Below are 21,079 nucleotides of genomic sequence, written 5' to 3'. Positions count from 1 at the left end.
AGGGGGAGAAAAAGATGTGGCAATTTTTGACTAAAAACAATGAAGATGGGGAGTATGAGAAGATGCCGGATTTTGAAAATGAACAATCGGTGAAAGCACAACCAAAGATAACAGAAGAAGCAATCTTTGATGACGAGGTTGTTTATGCAAAAGAGCAAGCTGCAAAAGTTAAGCAGGTCAAGCAAGAAGTGCCGACTGAACTGTCAGAAGAATCATTTTCTTTTGTTGAAAAATTAGAAGAAGAAAATCAAATTTATCAGCAATCCGTTAAAAAGCTAACGGAGCAATTATTAGTACAAACCAATGAAATGGAAGCCTTACGAAAACAAGTAGCCGAAAAAGATGTGCAACTTGAACATGTTAAAGAAACGTTAAGTGATAAAGAAGCAATTATCACTTCTTTACAAAAACAATTTTCTGAAGAAAAGATGCAACAGAGACAGACCAGCGAAAAGCACTTAGACACAGCAGTTACGCTTTCTCAAAAAGAAATTGGCGAAGTGTTATTAGAAGCCAAGCGTCAAGCAAAAGAAACAATTGCTCAAGCCAACCAACAAGTTGTAACAGTTCATGAAGAACTGGCACAACGTTTAGCAACTTTAACGCGCATGAAGCAAGTGGCAAGTGAGTACCAAGCTTATTGTGAACAAATGCTGACCATCAAGAATGAATCAAATGGAATGTACCAACAGATAGAGCAATTATTAGCAGAAATAAAGAGGTAAATGAAGGAGAAATGCAATGAAAAAAAGAAAGGCAAGATATTTGAAGTTGGTATATATTGGAGTCTTAGGAACTTACGTGGGCATCAGTTACTACAATTCGGAACCATTAATCGCTCAAGAAGAGATCGAAACGAGTGACAGAAGCCGACAGCTAGTGTTGGAAGAAAAAATAGCGGGCCAAGTCAATCAAGACCAAAGAACCCTTACTTCTTCAACGGAGAACGAAACAATAATAAGTTCGTCTGAACAACAAGAAAGTTCAACACAAAATGACAGCAGTGACCAGCGGGAAAATAATATGAAACCTTCAGAACCTGAAAATAGTTCACCGCCACAAGAAAAGACAATTGCTAGTACTAAACCAACCGAATCGTTACAAAGTGAGCAACCAACGTCTGAAAAGCGTAAAACACTCACTGAAAAGCCGCCTCATAATCAGGAATCACAAAATTCTACATTAACTGAAAAGACCAAAGAGCCAATAGCACATTCAGAGATGAACAATAGCCAAGAAAAGGAAAAGCAAGCAGGCATTCAACAACAAGCTGAGGCAAATTTTGTTGTCCAAGAAAATGCTTCTATTTCTGAGTTTATTAGAAAAATCGGTGAAGAAGCACGAGTTATTGGTCAGCGACATAATCTATACGCTTCTGTCATGATAGCTCAAGCTATTTTAGAGAGTGGCTCGGGCAATAGTGCGTTAGCGGCGGCGCCAAATTATAATTTGTTTGGCATTAAAGGCGCTTATCAAGGTCAAAGTGTCAGCTTTTCCACACAAGAAGATGATGGTAAAGGGAAGATGACCACCATTCATGCCGATTTTCGTCAGTATCCTTCCTATAAAGAGTCATTAACAGACTATAGTAAATTAATCATCAATGGACTGGCGGGTAATCCGACGTTTTATCACGGCGTTTTGAAAGCAAACACGACGAATTATCAGCAGGCAACAAAATTTTTAACAGGTCGTTATGCAACGGATACATATTACGATAAAAAATTAAATGCGTTGATTGAAACCTATCAATTAACTGAATACGATCAAGAAAAGAAAAAACCAGTAGTGACTAATTTGGCAGAAGAAAAGAAACCTTCGTTTGATAAGGAAGCAGTCAAGGCACAGCTAAAAAAAGAAGCAGTCGTCTATGAAGTAAGCAAAGGAGATTCTCTCGCCACCATTAGCCAGACGTTTGGTGTGTCAGCAACAGCCATTTTAAAACAAAATTCAAAGACTCAAGAAATGTTTTATATTGGCCAAAAGATCACGATTCCTCAGCAAACTGCGGCGACTTCTCTAGAACCGAAAGAACAAGCGTTACTTCAATCACTAATAATCAGTAAATCGGTGACTAATGCTTTGAAGACAGCAGAGCAAACAAATGGTAAAGCGAATGACTCAAAAACAGAGTCTACTGAGTATCATGAAGTAAAAAGAGGAGAGACACTTGCGAAAATTGCTAAACAAACTGACTATTCCTTAACCGCGCTTAAGCAGGCAAATGACTTAACGTATTCTCTATTAATCGAAGGACAAAGGATAGCACTTCCTGAGCTAAAGGACTAACGCTGATTTAACTTATCGGTCAATGGAGTCAATATGTTATTAGACGAAGAGTAGAGGGAAAATTCATCCATGAATGAACTTTCCCTCTACTCTTACTATGTTTTTCATAAATGTTTAATAAATAGTAAAATTAGCAAGAGAATTGTGTCTTTACACAAAATAGATAGGTTTTCTTGCCGAAGTTTGATAAAATGATTAGTTGAAAGGGTGCGTGAAAATTGAAAGAATTATTTCGTAAATACCGGGAAGTACTTGCTTATTTATTTTTTGGTGGTGCAACGACTGTCGTCAACTTAGTTGTGTTCTTTGTTTGTCAAAACGTGTTAGGGATGGATTATAAGATAAGTAACGCAATTAGTTGGTTTTTATCTGTTTTATTTGCCTTTTTCACTAACAAATATTGGGTATTCGCAAGTAAGCATGAAAGCATAGCTGGTTTTTTTAAAGAAATGGGCTTATTTTATTGGTACCGAATTTTATCTTTTGTGGCTGATATGGGTTTAATGATTCTCCTAATTGATGGCATTCATTTTTCATCGTTTTGGGCGAAAATGATTACACAAGTTGTAGTAGTAGTTTTAAATTATTTCTTCAGTAAATTTTTTATTTTTAAAGAAAAAGAGGTCTAAGCAGATTTTAGGCTAAAAAAAATTTTTTTGTTATAATATAAACAAGTTTTTAATACAAAGAATAGAGGTAGGAAACGATGGACTATACATATGCAGATGATAGTTTGACATTGCATACAGATATGTATCAAATTAATATGATGCAAACATACTGGGAATTAGGGAGAGCAGATTTACATGCTGTTTTTGAATGTTATTTTAGAGAGATGCCCTTTAATCATGGCTACGCAATTTTTGCCGGTTTAGAACGTTTAGTCAATTATCTCGAAAATTTAACGTTCACAGAATCTGATATTGCATACCTCCGAGAAGTTGAAGAATACCCAGAAGATTTCTTGACGTATTTAGCGAATTTTGAATTTAAATGTACTGTACGTTCTGCTTTAGAAGGGGATTTAGTTTTTAATAACGAACCGCTAATTCAAATTGAAGGTCCTTTGGCACAATGTCAATTGGTAGAAACTGCCTTGCTAAATATGGTGAATTTCCAAACATTAATTGCGACAAAAGCGGCTCGAATTAAATCTGTGATTGGCGATGATCCTTTATTGGAATTTGGAACACGCCGGGCCCAAGAATTAGATGCTGCCATTTGGGGCACAAGAGCCGCCTATATTGGTGGGGCGGACGCGACAAGTAATGTTCGTGCCGGTAAAATTTTTGGTATTCCAGTTAGTGGAACTCATGCCCATTCATTGGTTCAGTCGTATGGAAATGATTATGAAGCATTCATGGCGTATGCCAAAACACATCGGGATTGTGTTTTCCTTGTGGATACGTATGATACCTTGAAAGCGGGAGTGCCAAGCGCAATTCGAGTGGCTCGAGAAATGGGTGATAAAATTAATTTCCTAGGTGTGCGGATTGATAGTGGCGATATGGCTTATATTTCTAAACGAGTTCGTGAACAATTGGACGAAGCTGGCTTTACCGAAGCAAAAATTTATGCATCGAACGATTTAGATGAAAATACGATTTTGAATCTAAAAATGCAAAAATCAAAAATTGATGTCTGGGGCGTTGGCACCAAGCTGATTACCGCCTATGATCAACCAGCGTTAGGAGCGGTGTTTAAATTAGTTTCAATTGAAGGTGAAGATGGTCAAATGAAAGATACCATTAAACTATCTAGCAATGCTGAAAAAGTGACAACACCAGGAAAAAAACAAGTCTGGCGTATTACACGTAAATCTGATAAAAAGTCAGAAGGGGACTATGTGACACTTTGGAACGAAGATCCTCGCCAAGAAGAAGAAATTTATATGTTCCATCCCGTGCATACCTTTATTAATAAGTATGTCCGTGATTTTGAGGCACGGCCAGTACTCCAAGACATTTTTGTTGAAGGAAAACGTGTGTACGAATTACCAACTTTAGATGAAATTAAACAGTATGCAAAAGAAAATTTAGATTCACTTTGGGAAGAATACAAGCGGGACTTGAATCCGCAGAAATATCCAGTGGACCTTTCAACAGATTGTTGGAACCACAAAATGAATTTATTGGAAAAAGTGCGTAAAGACGTTAAACATTTAACGGAAACGGTGAATAAGGAGGCCTAGAAATGACAACACTTCAAGAAAAAATCATTCAAGAGTTAGGTGTTTTACCGACAATTGATCCAAAAGAAGAAGTTCGTAAAAGTATTGATTTTCTGAAAGCTTATTTAACTAAACATCCTTTTTTAAAAACCTTTGTCTTGGGAATTAGTGGCGGACAAGATTCAACATTGGCTGGGCGCTTAGCACAATTAGCGATGACTGAAATGCGCGAAGAAACAGGAGATATGTCGTATCAATTTATTGCGATTCGCCTTCCTTACGGTGAGCAAGCAGATGAAGCTGATGCACAAGCCGCGCTAGCCTTTATCCAGCCAGATGTTTCTTTACGAGTGGATATTAAACCCGCAGTGGATGCAATGGTTGGTTCGCTAGAAAACGCTGGTGTTCAAATTAGCGATTTTAATAAAGGGAACATGAAAGCACGTCAACGTATGATTGCACAATATGCAGTAGCTGGCGAAAATGCTGGCGCAGTAATTGGCACAGACCACGCAGCCGAAAATGTGACAGCTTTCTTCACCAAATATGGCGATGGCGGAGCGGATATTTTACCGTTATTTCGTTTAAATAAGCGCCAAGGAAAAGCCTTGTTGAAAGAACTTGGGGCACCAGAAGCCTTGTATCTAAAAATACCAACAGCTGATCTAGAAGATGACAAACCGTTAGTTGCAGATGAAGTTGCCTTAGGTGTCACGTATGATGCCATTGATGATTATTTGGAAGGCAAAAAAGTCTCAGAAACAGATCAACAAACAATTGAAAACTGGTATCAAAAAGGACAACACAAACGGCATTTACCAATTACAATTTTTGATGATTTTTGGAAATAAACAACACAGACCATCGGCGAATGAACGATGGTCTGTGTTTTTTTTTACATAACTACTTTTCAGAAAGTAAACGTTGCTACAGCAACTATTTTATGATAATGAAAGTCGTTTTCATTTAGGCGTTTTCACTTTCTTTTTCAAAACAGAAAAGGTACGCTCAATAATGTAAAGTGAATGATGGGAGAGAAAAAGAGATGAAGCATGTAACCAAATTAGGGATTACAATTATAACAGGCGTTTTTGCATTATTATTTGAATTTATTTTACAGCAGCCAAATTGGGCGTATGGCATTATTTTAATAACAGGTTCTGTAATGGCGTTAATGATGTTCTGGGAAATGATTCAAACCTTACGTGAAGGAAAATATGGTGTCGATATTTTAGCGATTACCGCTATCGTTGCAACCTTAGCTGTGGGAGAATACTGGGCCAGTTTGATGATTTTAATTATGTTAACTGGTGGCGATTCATTAGAAGACTATGCCGCCGGAAAAGCAAACCAAGAGCTGAAGTCGTTATTGGATAACTCGCCACAAAAAGCCCATCGCTTGAATGGGGAAAATTTAGAAGATGTTTCTGTTGAGGAAATCAATGTTGGCGATGAATTAGTAGTAAAACCAGGGGAACTAGTTCCAGTTGATGGCTTGGTGAAAACTGGGACATCAACAGTTGATGAATCTTCCTTAACAGGAGAATCAAAACCAATTGAAAAAAATCCTGGTGACGAGTTAATGTCTGGTTCCGTGAATGGTGATGGCTCTTTGAAAATGGTTGCGGAAAAAACTGTAGCAGACAGTCAATATCAAACAATTGTGAACTTAGTGAAAGAATCTGCGGCACGTCCAGCTCACTTTGTACGTTTAGCAGATCGTTATGCGGTACCTTTTACGCTAGTTTCCTATCTAATTGCAGGTATTGCTTGGTTTGTTTCAAAAAGTCCGACACGTTTTGCGGAAGTTTTAGTCGTTGCTTCGCCATGTCCTTTGATTCTATCTGCCCCAATCGCTTTAGTGGCAGGGATGGGTCGTTCAAGTCGTCATGGGGTCGTTATTAAATCGGGAACGATGGTCGAAAAATTAGCTTCTGCAAAAACGATTGCGTTTGATAAAACGGGTACGATTACGAAAGGACAACTTTCTGTTGATCAAGTCCAACCAATCAATGCTGAAATAACTGCTGCTGAATTAGTGGGATTGGCAGCAAGCGTGGAACAAGAATCAAGTCATATTTTAGCTAGATCAATTGTTGCTTATGCCAGAAAGCAAGATGTCCCATTGAAAAATATCACAAATTTAGCGGAAGTTTCTGGTGCTGGTGTGAAGGCATTTGTGGATGGCGCTGAGATACGGGTAGGCAAAAAGAATTTTGTGACACAAGACTCTGAAACAACTGAAAAAATTGATAAAACGACCATTCATATTTCACGTAATGGCACATATTTAGGTCGAATTACTTTTACGGACACGGTACGGCCAGAAGCAAAAGAGACCATGGAAAAATTACAACAAATGCATCTTCAGCGAATTTTAATGCTGACTGGAGATCAAGAATCTGTCGCAGAAACGATTGCTGCAGAAGTGGGGATTACCGAAGTTCATGGGGAATGTTTACCACAAGATAAATTAACTATTTTAGAAGAATTGCCCAAAGAAAATCATCCGGTCATCATGGTCGGGGATGGTGTAAATGATGCACCTTCGCTCGCTGCTGCAGACGTAGGCATTGCCATGGGCGCTCATGGAGCTACTGCGGCTAGTGAAACTGCCGACGTTGTTATTTTAAAAGATGACTTAAGTAAAGTCAGCCAAGCGGTCGGAATTGCCCAAGATACCATGAAAATTGCGAAACAATCTGTGTTAATCGGAATTTTTATCTGCGTTTTACTAATGCTAATTGCTAGTACAGGGATCATTCCGGCGCTATTTGGGGCTATGCTACAAGAAGTCGTGGACACTGTGTCAATCTTATCCGCTTTACGTGCTCGCCGAATTGGCAAATAAGGCGGAACAATTAATTGCCTGAATATCTAACTTAGTGATAAAATAAAGGTACGTTTTTAATATTAGTAAGTTACAGGGGAGAGATTGTACAATGAAAGGAAACCAAATAGATGGGCAACCGGTCACGGAAGAACAACTATTAGAAGAAGGCTACCGTAAATATACTGGAGAAGGAATTGATATCTTTTATAATAAGGATATTTGTGAACATATTGGTAATTGTGTTCGCGGCAATCCAGAAGTCTTTGAAGTTGGTCGGAAACCATGGATTATTCCAGATAATGGAAGTGTTGAAAATGACATGATTGTGGTTGATTCATGTCCAAGTGGCGCTCTAAAATATATTCGGAAAGCAGGGAACGAATATGCAAATTAAAGAAGAAAACAATCGTTTTGCTCTATATAACGATGAAAACCAAGAAATTGGTGAAATGACCTGGTCGGATGCTGGCGAAAGCATGATGATTATTGATCATACGTTTGTTGATCCAACTTATCGTGGACAAAAATTAGCTGAAAAACTTGTTTTTGCCGGTGTTGAAAAAGCGAGAAAAGAACATAAAAAAATTATCCCGCTATGCCCATTTGCCAAAAAAGAATTTGATACTAAACCTGAATACGGAGACGTATTAAGAAAATAAAAAAGAAGCTAGCAACAGCCGCAAGTAGAAATCTGATTCCTACTTGCGGCTGTTGCTATTAGAGACAAATAGGGAAAGACATTAAATTTCGCTGGTGTTTACAGATAAAATATGCTACATTAAAGTAGATGAATTTCGCATATTTGTATAAAAAGGAGAATTAACGCATGTATAATCTAATCTTAACGTTGGTCATCATTTTATCTGTTTTAATCGTCATTACTGTTATGATGCAACCAAGCAAACAAAACAGTGCAGCAAGTGCCTTCACTGGCGGTGCAGATAAATTATTTGGGAAACAAAAAGCGCGCGGTTTTGAAGCTGTTATGCAACGCTCAACAGCAGTTCTTGGCGCAATTTGGATGATTTTATTATTTGTTTTGGCGTTCTTATCTTCAAAATAAGTACGTAATCTTTTAAAATGACAAGTTTAGAACAGAGAGATGAGTGCGGACACTTATTTTTCTGTTCTTTTTCTTTCTGAAAAAGTCTTTGAAACTTATCATTTCGGAAGGTTTTCTTTTGAGAATATGATAGAATGAAGCTGAGGTGAGCGAAGTGGCAAAAAAAATCAATTTACCGAAGCCGTTATTTTCAGAAAAAGGAAAACGGGCGGTCCTTTTATTACACGCTTATTCTGGCAGCAGTAATGATGTACGGATGTTAAGCAGACGTTTAGAAAAAGAAAACTATACTGTCTATTCGCCTAATTTTTCAGGACATGGCACGCTAGTTCCTGAAGATATTTTAGATCAAACCACGGAACAATGGTGGCAAGATACACAAGAAGCAGTCGCTTTTTTGAGAGAAAGAGGCTACCAAGAAATTGCCATTTTTGGTTTATCAATGGGCGGGATTTTCAGTATGCATGCATTAACGGAACAATTAACAGGATTAATTGGTGGTGGATTTTTCTGTTCACCTATCTACCCTGTCGAAAATAAAGTCCCAGAAAATTTTGTATTATACGCAGAAAATGTGATGAAAATCGCAGAAGTTCCTGCAGAGGAACAACAAAGCCGGCTGCAATCGATTGAGCAACGAGTCAAACAACAATTAGGAACGATTGAAACGATTGCTAGTCAGACGGCTGACAAACTAAACAAAATCCACGCCCCCCTATTCTTAGCGCAAGCTGGCAAAGATGAAATGATTGAGCCGATGGGCGTCTACCAAACGGCCCAAGCGCTAATGCAAGCGCGTGTGACCTTACAATGGTACCCAAACAGCGGACATGTCATTACGGTGAGTGGAGAACATAAACAATTAGAGCAAGATGTGGTGCAATTTTTAGCAACACTACCTTGGAATGAGGAGAAATAATGACAAAACAAACAATTAAAGAGCAAATTTTACATTTCATGGAAAGCCAAAAAAAGAAAAGCTTTTCAATGGAAGAAATTGCCCAAGGCTTGAATTTAGAAAAAAGTTCAGATTTTAAAATTTTAGTGCAAACCATTGCACAAATGGAACGAGAAAAGTCAGTTAGTTTCAACAAAAAAGGCAAAGTCCTGTTACCAATGAAAGACTTATTAATAGAAGGAACGTTTCGTGCAAATGAACGAGGCTTTGGTTTCGTGACCATCGATCCGGAAGAACCAGATGTTTATATTCCGAAAGAGGCAACGAACTTTGCAATGGATGGGGATACGGTTTTAATCGACGTGATCCAACATGCAGATCCTTTTTCAGATCGCGGCGCAGAAGGTAAAGTCAAAGAAATTAAAGAGCGAGCAGTGAGCCAAGTTGTCGGAGAATTTGTGGCATATAGTGAAGAAGAAATGGCGGAAATGGGGCTGTATGGCTACCTGATTCCCAAAGATAAGAAATTGAATCAGTATACTGTATCAATTGCACCTGAAGGGATTAAACCAGTAGATGGCAGTATTGTCATTGCTGAAATTACCTATTATCCAGATCAAGAATATCCAACGAGTATGGAAGGACTAGTCAAACAAGTGATCGGTCATAAAAATGATCCAGGAATGGATATTTTATCAATCGTGGTGGCTCATGGAATTCCCACAGCATTTCCTGATGAAGTTTTGGCTGAAGCGGATCAAGTACCAGAAACTATTGCAGAAAGTGATTTAGTTGGTCGTCGTGATTTACGTGATCAGTTGATTGTGACAATTGATGGAGAAGATGCGAAAGATTTAGATGATGCGGTAACGGTACAAAAGTTGGCGAATGGCAATTTCTTTTTAGGAGTGCATATTGCAGATGTTTCTTATTATGTAACTGAAGGAAGCCAATTGGATATGGAAGCGTATGAACGTGGCACAAGTGTCTATTTGACAGACCGTGTTGTACCAATGATTCCTCAGCGATTATCAAATGGGATTTGTTCGCTAAACCCACATGTTCCACGTTTAACCATGAGTTGTGAGATGGAAATTACACCAGAAGGAGAAGTTATTTCGCATGATATTTTCCAAAGTGTAATCCAAACAACAGAACGAATGACTTATACTGCAGTCAATGAAATTTTAGAAGAGCAAAAACCTGAAACGTTAGAACGCTACAAAGAGCTAGTTCCCATGTTTAAAGAGATGGGCGAGCTGCACCATATATTAGAAGAGATGCGTATGCGCCGTGGTGCGATTTCCTTTGAAGATCGTGAAGCCAAAGTCCTAGTTGATGAAAATGGTCATCCCCAAGATATTCTTTTACGCACGCGTGGCGTGGGTGAGCGATTAATTGAATCCTTTATGTTGGCAGCCAATGAAACTGTGGCGCGTCATTATCATGACTTAAAACTGCCATTTATTTATCGGATTCATGAACAACCAAAAGAAGAAAAAATGCAACGTTTCTTTGACTTTGCCGCAGTACTGGGCATTCTTGTTAAAGGAACAAAAGAAAACATTTCACCGAAAGATTTACAAAAAGTTTTAGAGCAAGTTGAAAATAAACCTGAAGAAGTGGTGATCAATACGATGTTGCTAAGAAGTATGCAACAAGCGAAATACTCAGAAGACAACTACGGACACTATGGGTTGGCCGCTGAATATTATACGCATTTTACTTCACCGATACGTCGTTATCCAGACTTAATTGTCCATCGTTTGATTCGTAGCTATAGCCAAGATCAATCTGAAAAAAATCAAGAAAAATGGAATGAAGCATTACCAGAAATTGCCAATCATAGTTCAAATATGGAACGTCGCGCAGTTGATGCAGAGCGTGAAGTGGACGCCATGAAGAAAGCCGAATTTATGGTAGACAAAGTGGGAGAAACGTATGACGGAATCATCAGCTCAGTCACAAAATTTGGTATCTTTGTGGAACTGCCTAATACAATAGAAGGCTTAATTCACGTGAACAACTTAAAACAAGATTATTTCCACTTTATTGAAAATCATATGGCGTTAGTCGGTGAACGGACGGGAATGACTTTGAAAATTGGTCAGAAAGTTCAAATCCGTGTTGAAAAAGCTGATCCAGAAACAAGAGAAGTTGATTTTGAATTGATTTCAGCTGAAGAAGTCGCGCCAGTAGAAGGACCAAAAGGACGTAAAAAAGGGAAAGTCAATTCTTCAAATCGTTCAAATAATCAACGAAGAAATAAAAAAGATGAATCATTTGATGGTCAGAAAAAGAAAAATAAGAAAAAAGGCAAAGGCAAAAAACAACCTTTTTATAAAGAAGCAATGAAACAAAAGAATAAAAAAGGGAAAAAGAAGAAGTAGAGGAGGTCGCTTATGCCAAAAGGGGAAGGAAAATTAATTGCACAAAACCGCAAAGCTAGACATGATTATTCAATTATCGATACGGTGGAAGCTGGGCTTGTTTTACAAGGAACAGAAATCAAATCTATTCGTAATGGTCGTATCAATTTAAAAGATGGTTTTGCACGAATTCGAAACGGAGAAGCCTTTTTGTATAATGTTCATATTAGTCCATATGAACAGGGCAATATTTTTAATCATGACCCATTACGTACCAGAAAATTATTATTACACAAAAAACAAATTAATAAGTTAATCGGCGAAACCAAAAATACAGGTATCACATTAGTGCCTTTGAAGGTCTATATTAAAGACGGCTATGCCAAAGTTTTGATTGGTTTAGCGAAAGGGAAAAAGCAGTACGACAAGCGTGAAGACTTGAAACGTAAAGAAGTTGACCGACAAATCAGCCGAACATTAAAAAATAACCGACGTTAAAAATGTAAATTTATTCTTTTTCGCATATTTGCTTGCCTTTCTTCGGATTAGGTGTAAAATCTGGTAAGTGTTGAGTAAATGAATGTAAATGATTCATTTTTTAATCGCTTCGGAAAGCAGTACCACCCTGGATTAGATTGGTTTATGGAAAAGGTTTTCCAACCAATTTTCAACACATGAAATTTTAAAAGTAAACTATTTGTAAATTATCAACAAGTGGTGGTACGATAGCTTTGCCAGGGATTATCACTCAGGAGTAGGATGAAACTTCTGAAAGATTGTTGGAAAAGAGGTGAATTGATTTGGAAGAGAAGAAATTACTCTTCAATATCGGACCAATTTGGTTTGATGGAACCATTGTTTTGATGGTGCTGTTGACGTGTATCATTGTTTTCGCCTTTGTCTATGCTTGTACGAGAAATATGAAGCTACGACCTAAGGGCAAACAAACGGTCATCGAATGGTTAGTGGATTTTATTCGTGGAATCATTACAGACAATTTACCTCGTAAAGAAGTGAGCAATTTTCATTTAATGGCGTTTACCCTGTTCATGTTTGTGCTTGTTTCAAACATCTTGGGTCTCGTTACAAAAATCGTTGTGGGCGACGATCTTAGCGTTTGGAAAAGTCCAACCGCCGATCCAATCGTAACCTTAACTTTAGCGATGATGATGATTGTCTTAACACACTTCTTTGGTATGAAACGCTTTGGTTTTAAAGGCTATCTAGTTAATAGTTATTTAAGACCCGTTGGTTTCTTACTACCGGTAAAATTAATGGAAGAATTCACGAATCTATTAACATTAGGCTTGCGTTTGTACGGAAACATTTTTGCCGGCGAAGTTCTATTGGGCTTAATTGCTGGAACCGTAGCAAGCGTCGGATTATGGGTTATCCCACTAGCAATTCCGCTAGAAATGATTTGGGTAGCATTCTCAATCTTTATTGGATGTATCCAAGCGTTTATCTTTGTGACACTTTCAATGGTTTATATGTCACACAAAATTGAAACAGAAGAATAATCAAGAAATACGAAAGACAAAAATTATCTTTTAGGAGGATTTTACACAATGGAAGGATTAAATTTTATCGCAGCAGCAATTGCAATTTTCGGTTCAGCTATCGGAGCCGCTATCGGTAACGGACAAGTTATTTCAAAAACAATCGAGTCAATGACTCGTCAACCAGAAATGTCTGGTCAATTAAGAACAACAATGTTTATCGGGGTCGCTTTAATCGAAGCTGTGCCAATTTTAGGTGTCGTTGTTTCTTTATTACTTTTATTCAGATAAGCAATAAAATGGAGGCAGGACGCTGATTATTATCGGGACCGTCACTGCTTTCTTCTATCTTTAGCCTTTTCAATAGCTAGTGATAAAGCAGTTGAAGAAGCTAAATCGATTTTTGCAGGAAAGGAAGTTGAGACTTCATGCTACTTACTACATTGGTAGTCGGTGAAACGGCTCCTAGTACCACACTAGGCACGATGATTGTTGTCAGTGGTGCATTTTTAATCTTGATGCTCTTATTAAAGAAATATGCATGGGGAGCAATCGTAGATATTTTGACACAACGTGAAGAAAAAATTGCCAACGATTTAGACTCTGCAGAACAATCTCGCGTAGCAGCAGCGAAAATGGAAAAAGAACGTCAACAACAATTACTTTCTTCCAGATCAGAAGCAGCTGAAATTATTAAAAACGCGAAAGAAAGTGGAGAACAGACTCGCCAAAAAACATTAAAAGAAACAACTGCGGAAGTTACTCGCTTACGCGAAAAAGCTCGGACAGATATTTCTCAAGAACGTGAAGAAGCATTGTCTTCAGTAAAAAATGAAGTGGCAGATCTTTCTCTTCAAATTGCAGCCAAAATTTTAAATAAAGAATTAACACCAGATGCACATGAAGCATTGATTGATTCTTATATTGAAAGTTTAGGTAAAGCAAATGAAACTAGATAAATATACAGTTGGTAAACGCTACGGCAAGGCTTTGTTTGAGTTGGCAGTTGAAAAGAACCAAGCTGAAGCAATTTATCAAGAATTATTGACGCTTCGCGAAGTCTATCACCAAGTACCTGGTATTGGCGATATTTTAAGTGATGATCGCTTAGAACCTTATGAAAAAGACAGCATCATGGAAAAACTAGTAACAGGTTTTAGTGAAATGATGCAAAACTTTTTGCGCGTGGTTTACGAATATCGTCGCATGTACGATCTGCTCTTGATGATTGATGAATATGAACGACGTTATGATGAGCACCAAGGACTAATTTTGGGTTCAGTGACAACAGCCATTCCTTTATCAAAAGAACAACATCAAGCAATGGAAGAAAAAGCTGCCCAATTATTAGGGTATGAACAAGCGCATTTAGTCAATTTAATTGACCCGTCAATTGTCGGCGGAGTGGTTATTGAAGCAAACCATCAAGTAATCGATGGTAGCATCCGCAAACAATTAGAACATATGCAGCAGAAGTTATTAAAATAATCTTTAGGACTACAAAGAGGTGAATTGAATGGCTATCAAAGCAGAAGAAATCAGTGCCTTGATTAAAGAACAAATCGAAAACTATCAACAACAGCTTGCTGTTGAAGAAGTTGGAACAGTCACTTACGTCGGCGACGGGATTGCCCGCGCCCACGGTTTAGAAAATGCCATGAGTGGAGAACTTGTTGAGTTTTCAAACGGTTCATACGGAATGGCACAAAACTTAGAAACAAATGATGTAGGGATTATTATCCTTGGCGATTTTGAAACCATTCGTGAAGGAGATAAAGTACAACGTACAGGTAAAATCATGGAAGTACCCGTTGGGGAAGCTTTGATTGGCCGTGTTGTTAATCCATTAGGTCAACCATTAGATGGTTTAGGCGAAATTAAAACAGACAAAACACGTCCTGTGGAAGCAACAGCTCCCGGTGTTATGCAACGTCAATCTGTTGCTGAACCAATGCAAACCGGCTTAAAAGCCATTGATGCCCTCGTCCCAATTGGTCGCGGACAACGGGAATTAGTTATTGGAGACCGTAAAACAGGGAAAACATCGATTGCAATTGATACAATTATTAACCAAAAAGGACAAGATGTAATTTGTATTTATGTAGCGATTGGTCAAAAAGAATCTACTGTTCGTAACCAAGTAGAAACACTTCGGAAATTTGGTGCTTTAGATTATACAATCGTTGTGACTGCAGGGGCTTCACAACCAGCACCATTACTTTACATTGCACCATATGCAGGAACTGCAATGGGTGAAGAATTCATGTATAACGGCAAACATGTCTTAATTATTTTTGATGACTTATCAAAACAAGCCGTGGCTTATCGTGAACTTTCTCTACTATTACGCCGCCCACCAGGTCGTGAAGCTTATCCAGGGGATGTCTTCTATTTACACTCACGTTTATTAGAACGTGCAGCTAAATTAAGTGATGAATTAGGTGGCGGCTCAATGACAGCTTTACCATTCGTTGAAACACAAGCAGGCGATATTTCTGCTTATATTCCAACAAACGTTATTTCAATCACTGATGGACAAATTTTCTTAGAAAGCGACTTGTTCTATGCAGGGACTCGTCCAGCCGTTGATGCTGGGTTATCTGTTTCTCGTGTCGGAGGATCAGCGCAAATCAAAGCAATGAAAAAAGTTGCCGGAACGCTTCGTTTAGACTTAGCTAGTTACCGTGAGTTAGAAGCCTTTACACAATTTGGCTCTGATTTAGATGCGGCAACACAAGCTAAATTAAACCGTGGTCGTCGTACGGTAGAAATTTTAAAACAAAAACTACATGCGCCACTGCCTGTAGAAAAACAAGTCTTAATTTTATATGCGTTAACACACGGGTTTTTAGATAGCGTGAGCGTAGATAAAATTTTACACTTTGAACAAGATTTATTCGATTATTTTGATGGCAAACATGCAGACTTACTGGAAACCATTCGCACAACGAAAGACTTACCAGATACTGATGCATTAGATGCAGCAATTACAGAGTTTTCTGAAATGTTTGCAGCGGCAAACAACAGCGGAGATTCAGCCAAAGAAGCTTTAGAAAAAATCGATAACGCATAAGAGAGGTGAGCAACATTGGGTGCTTCATTAAATGAAATCAAACAACGCATTGCATCAACAAAAAAGACAAGCCAAATTACCAAAGCGATGCAAATGGTTTCTGCAGCCAAATTGACCAAGTCAGAAGGCGCCTCTAAAAGCTTTCAAGAATATTCTTCAAAAATTCGTAGTGTCGTTACGCATTTAGTAGCTGCTCAGTTAAGTGAATTACGTGAAACAGAACAATCTTCTCTTAGTGAAGGGAACTATCATGTGATGTTAGCACAACGACCTGTCAAAAAAACAGGCTATATCGTTATCACTTCTGACAAAGGATTAGTTGGTGGCTACAATAGCTCAATCTTAAAACAAACCATGAGTATGATTCAAGAAGACCACGATTCTAATAAAGAATATGCCTTAATCGCCATTGGTGGTACAGGGGCGGATTTCTTTAAAGCACGCGGAATCGATGTTTCCTATGAGCTAAGAGGCTTAACGGATCAACCAACGTTTGAAGAAGTCCGTAAGATTGTGACAACTGCAACGACTATGTACCAAAACGAAGTGTTTGATGAATTGTATGTTTGTTATAATCACCACGTTAACTCACTAACGAGTCAGTTTCGTGTGGAAAAAATGTTGCCAATTACTGATTTAGATCCATCAGAGGCGACCTCTTACGAACAAGAATATCTTTTAGAGCCTTCACCTGAAGCAATCTTGGATCAATTATTACCACAATATGCAGAAAGCTTAATTTATGGGGCGATCATTGATGCGAAAACAGCAGAACACGCTGCTGGGATGACCGCCATGAAAACAGCCACTGACAATGCGCAAAATATTATTAGCGATTTAACAATTTCTTATAACCGTGCTCGTCAAGGGGCGATTACCCAAGAAATTACAGAAATTGTTGCTGGTGCAGCTGCACTAGAATAATCTAGTCTTACGTTTGAACGTTTGTAAAAACGTTCAAAGCGTGTGACTTTATGAAGACTGGAGGAAAGAAATTATGAGTTCAGGAAAGATTGTTCAAGTAATCGGTCCCGTTGTTGACGTGGAATTTTCATTAGATCAATCCTTACCCGATATTAACAACGCTTTAGTCGTTTATAAAAATGGCGAAGCAAAACAAAAAGTAGTACTTGAAGTCGCTTTAGAACTAGGTGATGGAGTGATTCGTTCTATCGCCATGGAATCGACAGATGGTTTACAACGTGGAATGGAAGTTATCGATACAGGAAAATCAATTTCAGTTCCTGTTGGTAAAGATACATTGGGTCGTGTGTTTAACGTTTTAGGAGACACAATTGACTTAGAAGCGCCATTCCCTGCAGATGCTGAACGTAGTGGGATTCATAAAAAAGCCCCAGCATTTGATGAATTAAGTACCAGTAATGAAATTTTAGAAACAGGGATTAAAGTTATTGACTTATTAGCACCTTATCTAAAAGGTGGTAAAGTCGGACTTTTCGGTGGTGCCGGTGTTGGTAAAACCGTCTTAATCCAAGAATTAATTCATAATATTGCCCAAGAACATGGAGGGATTTCCGTCTTTACTGGTGTTGGTGAACGGACACGTGAAGGGAACGACCTGTACTATGAAATGAAAGATTCAGGCGTTATTGAAAAAACAGCCATGGTTTTCGGTCAAATGAACGAACCACCCGGTGCACGGATGCGTGTGGCTTTAACTGGGTTAACGATTGCTGAATACTTCCGGGATGTGGAAGGACAAGATGTGCTATTATTTATTGATAACATTTTCCGTTTCACGCAAGCCGGTTCAGAGGTTTCTGCCCTTTTAGGTCGGATGCCGTCAGCCGTTGGTTACCAACCAACATTAGCGACTGAAATGGGTCAATTACAAGAACGGATTACTTCAACGAAAAAAGGATCAATTACCTCTATTCAAGCAATCTATGTGCCAGCCGATGACTATACCGATCCGGCACCAGCAACAGCGTTTGCCCATTTGGATGCAACAACTAACTTGGAACGTAAATTAACCGAACAAGGGATTTATCCAGCGGTAGATCCGTTAGCTTCATCTTCTAGTGCCTTGGCTCCTGAAATTGTTGGAGAAGAACACTACGAAGTGGCTACCGAAGTACAACATATTTTACAACGTTACCGTGAATTACAAGATATCATCGCTATTTTAGGGATGGACGAATTATCAGATGACGAAAAAGTACTTGTTGGTCGGGCACGCCGTGTTCAATTCTTCTTATCTCAAAACTTTAACGTTGCTGAACAATTTACTGGTCAACCTGGTTCTTATGTACCAGTTGCGGAAACAGTTCGGGGCTTTAAAGAAATTCTTGAAGGTAAACATGACAATCTGCCAGAAGAAGCCTTCCGTAGTGTCGGTAAAATTGAAGATGCCATCGAAAAAGCGAAACAATTAAACTACTAGAAAGGCGGCAAACACAATGGATAGTCTTACTGTGAATGTAGTAACGCCTAATGGTCTAGTTTATGACCACCATGCAAAAATCGTTGTGGCGAAAACAACAGATGGTGAAATTGGTATTTTACCAAAACATGCGCCAATTATCGTTCCGCTAGCGATTGATGAAGTCCGCATTAAACGGACCGATTCAGATACACATGTTGACTGGGTAGCTGTAAATGGTGGTATCATGGAAGTCCGTGATAATGTCGTTTCTATTATTGCCGATAGTGCCGAACGTGAACGAGATATCGATGTACCTCGTGCTGAACGAGCAAAACAACGAGCAGAACGTTTAATTGAAGAAGCCAAAGCAAAAGACGACCGCGATCAACTACGTCGTGCGACTGTTGCTTTGCATCGTGCAATCAACCGGATCAACGTATCGAAACATGGGTAAAAAAGGCTGAAGGTTTCAGTCACTTTTGTAGAGTTTAAGGCACTCGCTATTGAGCCAGTGCCTTAAACTCTATTTCTTCGTATTTTTTAATAAATAGTGTCAATTTTTGGTATTTCAAGTGGATTAATTATCGGTTTTTATTATTTTGTGATAAAATGTTCCTACGTTAGAAAAAAGGAGGCTCCTTATGCAATACTATGGAGTAGATGCTATTGTTCGAATCGTTAGTCATCTTATGTTCATTTACATAAGTTTTTGGGCGCTGCAATCATTGCGTATTGAGCAATTTTTCAAAACCCAATTTACACCGCAAATTAGAATGTTGATGGTGTTTTTCGCCATCGCTATCGGATACACAGTTAGCTCGTTTGCTTTAGAAGTGGTTGCGCTTTGTCGAAATCTTTTCATTGTGTATTTTCCTTAAAAATTGAAAAATAAAAAAAGGTACAATTTTTAGTTGAATAATGGTATAATAGTAAAGATTTTGAATAGGAATACCTATTCTCATTTTTTTGGGGGGAACAAAATGGAACAAATTATTGTTCATGGTGGTAATACAAAATTAGAAGGAACTGTAAAAATTGAAGGCGCCAAAAACGCTGTTTTACCAATTTTAGCAGCTACTCTTTTAGCTGAAGAAGGCATTACTACTTTAAAAAATGTACCAATTTTATCTGATGTATTTACAATGAATCAAGTAATTAAGCATTTGAATGTAGCCATTGATTTTGATGAAGACGCGAATGAAGTAACAATAGACGCAACACAACCTTTAGGGATCGAAGCAAACTATGAGTACGTCAGTAAAATGCGTGCTTCTATCGTTGTAATGGGACCTTTATTGGCTCGTAATGGTCATGCCAAAGTGGCAATGCCAGGTGGCTGTGCCATTGGTAAACGCCCGATTGATTTACACTTAAAAGGTTTCCAAGCATTAGGTGCAAAAATCATCCAAAAAAATGGTTATATTGAAGCAATTGCGGATGAACTAATCGGTAACACTATTTACTTAGACTTCCCAAGTGTCGGCGCTACGCAAAATATTATGATGGCTGCTGTTCGTGCAAAAGGAACAACCATCATTGAAAACGTCGCTCGTGAACCTGAAATCGTTGACTTAGCCAACATTTTAAACAAAATGGGTGCCAATGTTATCGGCGCCGGGACAGAAACGATGCGTATCGAAGGCGTCGATAAATTACATGCCGTAGAACATTCAATCGTTCAAGATCGAATTGAAGCAGGTACGTTCATGGTAGCTGCAGCAATGACTGAGGGCAATGTTTTAATTGAAGAAGCAATTTCTGAACATAATCGTCCGCTAATTTCTAAATTAACTGAAATGGGTGCAATCATTGAAGAAGAAGAAAATGGCATCCGTGTAATTGGACCAAAACATCTAAAACCAACAGATGTTAAGACAATGCCACATCCTGGTTTCCCAACAGACATGCAAGCGCAAATGACAGCAATCCAAATGTTTGCTGAAGGAACAAGTATCGTGACAGAAACAGTCTTTGAAAATCGTTACCAACACTTAGAAGAAATGCGTCGAATGAACGCTGACTTAAAAATTGACGGTAACATTGCGGTTATTAATGGTGGTAACGAGTTACAAGGAGCAGCAGTGGAAGCCACTGATTTACGAGCAGCTGCCGCATTGATTTTAGTGGGGTTACGTGCAAATGGCATTACACGTGTCTCTAATTTAAAATATTTAGATCGTGGCTATTATGAGTTCCATAAAAAACTTCAAAAATTAGGCGCGAATGTTGAACGTGTCAATGATGAAAAAATTGAAGAAAAACAAGCAACGACAGTAATCTAAAGGAGTCAAACGCATGAGTTCATATCGTTATATTTTAGTAACATTATTGAAAATTCTAGTGGTCATTTCGTTAGTCATTATCTTATTTGTTGTGGGAACAATGATTGGTTATGGTTTGATTGGAAATGGGAATCCAATGGATGTCTTTAATGAAAAAATTTGGACTCATATTATGAACTTTTTTAAATAAAAGTTGCCTTTATCAAAAATATAGTTA

The 21,079-nt window shown here is 38.3% G+C and carries 23 protein-coding genes; all 23 read left to right on the top strand.

All coding sequences use genetic code 11. From position 1 onward, the window contains the following. Nucleotides 1-14: 14 nt before the first annotated feature. Complete coding sequence (locus tag IGI87_RS10390; RefSeq protein WP_280210981.1) at nt 15-725, top strand: hypothetical protein; 711 nt, start codon at nt 15-17, stop codon at nt 723-725. A gap of 16 nt (nt 726-741) precedes the next feature. After that, nucleotides 742-2,289, top strand: a complete 1,548-nt coding sequence (locus tag IGI87_RS10385) for a glucosaminidase domain-containing protein (RefSeq protein WP_438736950.1) — start codon at nt 742-744, stop codon at nt 2,287-2,289. A gap of 218 nt (nt 2,290-2,507) precedes the next feature. Then, on the top strand, nt 2,508-2,918 hold the full coding sequence (locus IGI87_RS10380; RefSeq protein WP_280210977.1) for a GtrA family protein: 411 nt from the start codon (nt 2,508-2,510) through the stop codon (nt 2,916-2,918). Between the two features lie 77 nt (nt 2,919-2,995). Further along, the gene (locus IGI87_RS10375; protein ID WP_002356538.1) at nt 2,996-4,480 is read left to right on the top strand and encodes a nicotinate phosphoribosyltransferase; all 1,485 of its coding nucleotides are present in this window, start codon (nt 2,996-2,998) and stop codon (nt 4,478-4,480) included. A 2-nt stretch (nt 4,481-4,482) separates the two neighbouring features. Then, nucleotides 4,483-5,310 (top strand): ammonia-dependent NAD(+) synthetase, encoded by an 828-nt coding sequence (gene nadE, locus IGI87_RS10370; protein WP_104854918.1) that lies wholly within the window; start codon nt 4,483-4,485, stop codon nt 5,308-5,310. A 170-nt stretch (nt 5,311-5,480) separates the two neighbouring features. Beyond that, nucleotides 5,481-7,310 carry a heavy metal translocating P-type ATPase gene (locus IGI87_RS10365; protein ID WP_438736947.1) on the top strand — a complete coding sequence of 610 codons (1,830 nt, stop codon included), beginning with the start codon at nt 5,481-5,483 and terminating at the stop codon, nt 7,308-7,310. A 91-nt stretch (nt 7,311-7,401) separates the two neighbouring features. Continuing rightward, nucleotides 7,402-7,686: a (4Fe-4S)-binding protein gene (locus IGI87_RS10360; RefSeq protein ID WP_104854920.1), complete on the top strand. Its 285-nt coding sequence runs from the start codon at nt 7,402-7,404 to the stop codon at nt 7,684-7,686. Beyond that, nucleotides 7,676-7,951, top strand: coding sequence for a GNAT family N-acetyltransferase (locus IGI87_RS10355; RefSeq protein ID WP_104854921.1), 276 nt, complete (start codon nt 7,676-7,678; stop codon nt 7,949-7,951). The genes IGI87_RS10360 and IGI87_RS10355 overlap by 11 nt, the downstream gene beginning before the upstream one ends. A gap of 167 nt (nt 7,952-8,118) precedes the next feature. Beyond that, nucleotides 8,119-8,355 carry a preprotein translocase subunit SecG gene (gene secG / locus IGI87_RS10350; RefSeq protein WP_002356546.1) on the top strand — a complete coding sequence of 79 codons (237 nt, stop codon included), beginning with the start codon at nt 8,119-8,121 and terminating at the stop codon, nt 8,353-8,355. Nucleotides 8,356-8,500: 145 nt separating this feature from the next. Then, nucleotides 8,501-9,274, top strand: coding sequence for an alpha/beta hydrolase (locus tag IGI87_RS10345; RefSeq protein WP_438736945.1), 774 nt, complete (start codon nt 8,501-8,503; stop codon nt 9,272-9,274). Next, the gene (rnr, locus tag IGI87_RS10340) at nt 9,274-11,643 is read left to right on the top strand and encodes a ribonuclease R (protein ID WP_438736943.1); all 2,370 of its coding nucleotides are present in this window, start codon (nt 9,274-9,276) and stop codon (nt 11,641-11,643) included. Before IGI87_RS10345 ends, rnr begins: the two co-directional genes overlap by 1 nt. Before the next feature lie 12 nt (nt 11,644-11,655). Beyond that, nucleotides 11,656-12,120, top strand: a complete 465-nt coding sequence (gene smpB / locus IGI87_RS10335; protein WP_002356550.1) for an SsrA-binding protein SmpB — start codon at nt 11,656-11,658, stop codon at nt 12,118-12,120. Nucleotides 12,121-12,422: 302 nt separating this feature from the next. Further along, a complete protein-coding gene (gene atpB / locus IGI87_RS10330; protein ID WP_002356551.1) occupies nt 12,423-13,142 on the top strand; it encodes a F0F1 ATP synthase subunit A in 720 nt (239 codons plus the stop codon). 48 nt (nt 13,143-13,190) lie between these two features. Then, nucleotides 13,191-13,412, top strand: coding sequence for an ATP synthase F0 subunit C (gene atpE / locus IGI87_RS10325; protein WP_002356552.1), 222 nt, complete (start codon nt 13,191-13,193; stop codon nt 13,410-13,412). Nucleotides 13,413-13,549: 137 nt separating this feature from the next. Next, complete coding sequence (atpF, locus tag IGI87_RS10320; RefSeq protein ID WP_002365031.1) at nt 13,550-14,080, top strand: F0F1 ATP synthase subunit B; 531 nt, start codon at nt 13,550-13,552, stop codon at nt 14,078-14,080. Beyond that, the gene (gene atpH, locus IGI87_RS10315; protein WP_002356554.1) at nt 14,067-14,609 is read left to right on the top strand and encodes an ATP synthase F1 subunit delta; all 543 of its coding nucleotides are present in this window, start codon (nt 14,067-14,069) and stop codon (nt 14,607-14,609) included. Before atpF ends, atpH begins: the two co-directional genes overlap by 14 nt. 28 nt (nt 14,610-14,637) lie before the next feature. Continuing rightward, nucleotides 14,638-16,194, top strand: coding sequence for a F0F1 ATP synthase subunit alpha (gene atpA, locus IGI87_RS10310; protein WP_002356555.1), 1,557 nt, complete (start codon nt 14,638-14,640; stop codon nt 16,192-16,194). Between the two features lie 15 nt (nt 16,195-16,209). Next, nucleotides 16,210-17,118: a F0F1 ATP synthase subunit gamma gene (locus IGI87_RS10305; RefSeq protein WP_002359606.1), complete on the top strand. Its 909-nt coding sequence runs from the start codon at nt 16,210-16,212 to the stop codon at nt 17,116-17,118. 73 nt (nt 17,119-17,191) lie between these two features. Continuing rightward, a complete protein-coding gene (atpD, locus tag IGI87_RS10300) occupies nt 17,192-18,598 on the top strand; it encodes a F0F1 ATP synthase subunit beta (RefSeq protein ID WP_002356558.1) in 1,407 nt (468 codons plus the stop codon). A gap of 16 nt (nt 18,599-18,614) precedes the next feature. After that, entirely contained in the window at nt 18,615-19,034 is a 420-nt protein-coding gene (locus IGI87_RS10295; RefSeq protein ID WP_002356559.1) for a F0F1 ATP synthase subunit epsilon, read from the top strand. 187 nt (nt 19,035-19,221) lie between these two features. Beyond that, nucleotides 19,222-19,458 (top strand): DUF1146 family protein, encoded by a 237-nt coding sequence (locus tag IGI87_RS10290; protein ID WP_104854925.1) that lies wholly within the window; start codon nt 19,222-19,224, stop codon nt 19,456-19,458. A 102-nt stretch (nt 19,459-19,560) separates the two neighbouring features. Further along, nucleotides 19,561-20,862 carry a UDP-N-acetylglucosamine 1-carboxyvinyltransferase gene (gene murA, locus IGI87_RS10285; RefSeq protein WP_104854926.1) on the top strand — a complete coding sequence of 434 codons (1,302 nt, stop codon included), beginning with the start codon at nt 19,561-19,563 and terminating at the stop codon, nt 20,860-20,862. A gap of 13 nt (nt 20,863-20,875) precedes the next feature. Then, on the top strand, nt 20,876-21,052 hold the full coding sequence (locus IGI87_RS10280) for a DNA-directed RNA polymerase subunit beta (RefSeq protein WP_104854927.1): 177 nt from the start codon (nt 20,876-20,878) through the stop codon (nt 21,050-21,052). Nucleotides 21,053-21,079: the final 27 nt, after the last annotated feature.

The sequence above is a fragment of the Enterococcus sp. DIV1444a genome, assembly GCF_051712125.1.
Lineage (GTDB): Bacteria > Bacillota > Bacilli > Lactobacillales > Enterococcaceae > Enterococcus > Enterococcus faecalis.
Note: the sequence above shows the minus strand (reverse complement) of the source record. Positions and strands in the feature narration are given on the sequence as shown.

Coding starts and splice junctions, on each gene's coding strand:
- IGI87_RS10290 (WP_104854925.1), top strand. CDS start 19,222: ATGCAATACTATGGAGTAGATGCTATTGTTCGAATCGTTAGTCATCTT.
- murA (WP_104854926.1), top strand. CDS start 19,561: ATGGAACAAATTATTGTTCATGGTGGTAATACAAAATTAGAAGGAACT.
- IGI87_RS10360 (WP_104854920.1), top strand. CDS start 7,402: ATGAAAGGAAACCAAATAGATGGGCAACCGGTCACGGAAGAACAACTA.
- secG (WP_002356546.1), top strand. CDS start 8,119: ATGTATAATCTAATCTTAACGTTGGTCATCATTTTATCTGTTTTAATC.
- IGI87_RS10355 (WP_104854921.1), top strand. CDS start 7,676: ATGCAAATTAAAGAAGAAAACAATCGTTTTGCTCTATATAACGATGAA.
- atpH (WP_002356554.1), top strand. CDS start 14,067: ATGAAACTAGATAAATATACAGTTGGTAAACGCTACGGCAAGGCTTTG.
- IGI87_RS10280 (WP_104854927.1), top strand. CDS start 20,876: ATGAGTTCATATCGTTATATTTTAGTAACATTATTGAAAATTCTAGTG.
- IGI87_RS10385 (WP_438736950.1), top strand. CDS start 742: ATGAAAAAAAGAAAGGCAAGATATTTGAAGTTGGTATATATTGGAGTC.
- IGI87_RS10390 (WP_280210981.1), top strand. CDS start 15: ATGTGGCAATTTTTGACTAAAAACAATGAAGATGGGGAGTATGAGAAG.
- nadE (WP_104854918.1), top strand. CDS start 4,483: ATGACAACACTTCAAGAAAAAATCATTCAAGAGTTAGGTGTTTTACCG.
- atpD (WP_002356558.1), top strand. CDS start 17,192: ATGAGTTCAGGAAAGATTGTTCAAGTAATCGGTCCCGTTGTTGACGTG.
- atpA (WP_002356555.1), top strand. CDS start 14,638: ATGGCTATCAAAGCAGAAGAAATCAGTGCCTTGATTAAAGAACAAATC.
- rnr (WP_438736943.1), top strand. CDS start 9,274: ATGACAAAACAAACAATTAAAGAGCAAATTTTACATTTCATGGAAAGC.
- smpB (WP_002356550.1), top strand. CDS start 11,656: ATGCCAAAAGGGGAAGGAAAATTAATTGCACAAAACCGCAAAGCTAGA.
- IGI87_RS10375 (WP_002356538.1), top strand. CDS start 2,996: ATGGACTATACATATGCAGATGATAGTTTGACATTGCATACAGATATG.
- atpF (WP_002365031.1), top strand. CDS start 13,550: ATGCTACTTACTACATTGGTAGTCGGTGAAACGGCTCCTAGTACCACA.
- atpE (WP_002356552.1), top strand. CDS start 13,191: ATGGAAGGATTAAATTTTATCGCAGCAGCAATTGCAATTTTCGGTTCA.
- IGI87_RS10295 (WP_002356559.1), top strand. CDS start 18,615: ATGGATAGTCTTACTGTGAATGTAGTAACGCCTAATGGTCTAGTTTAT.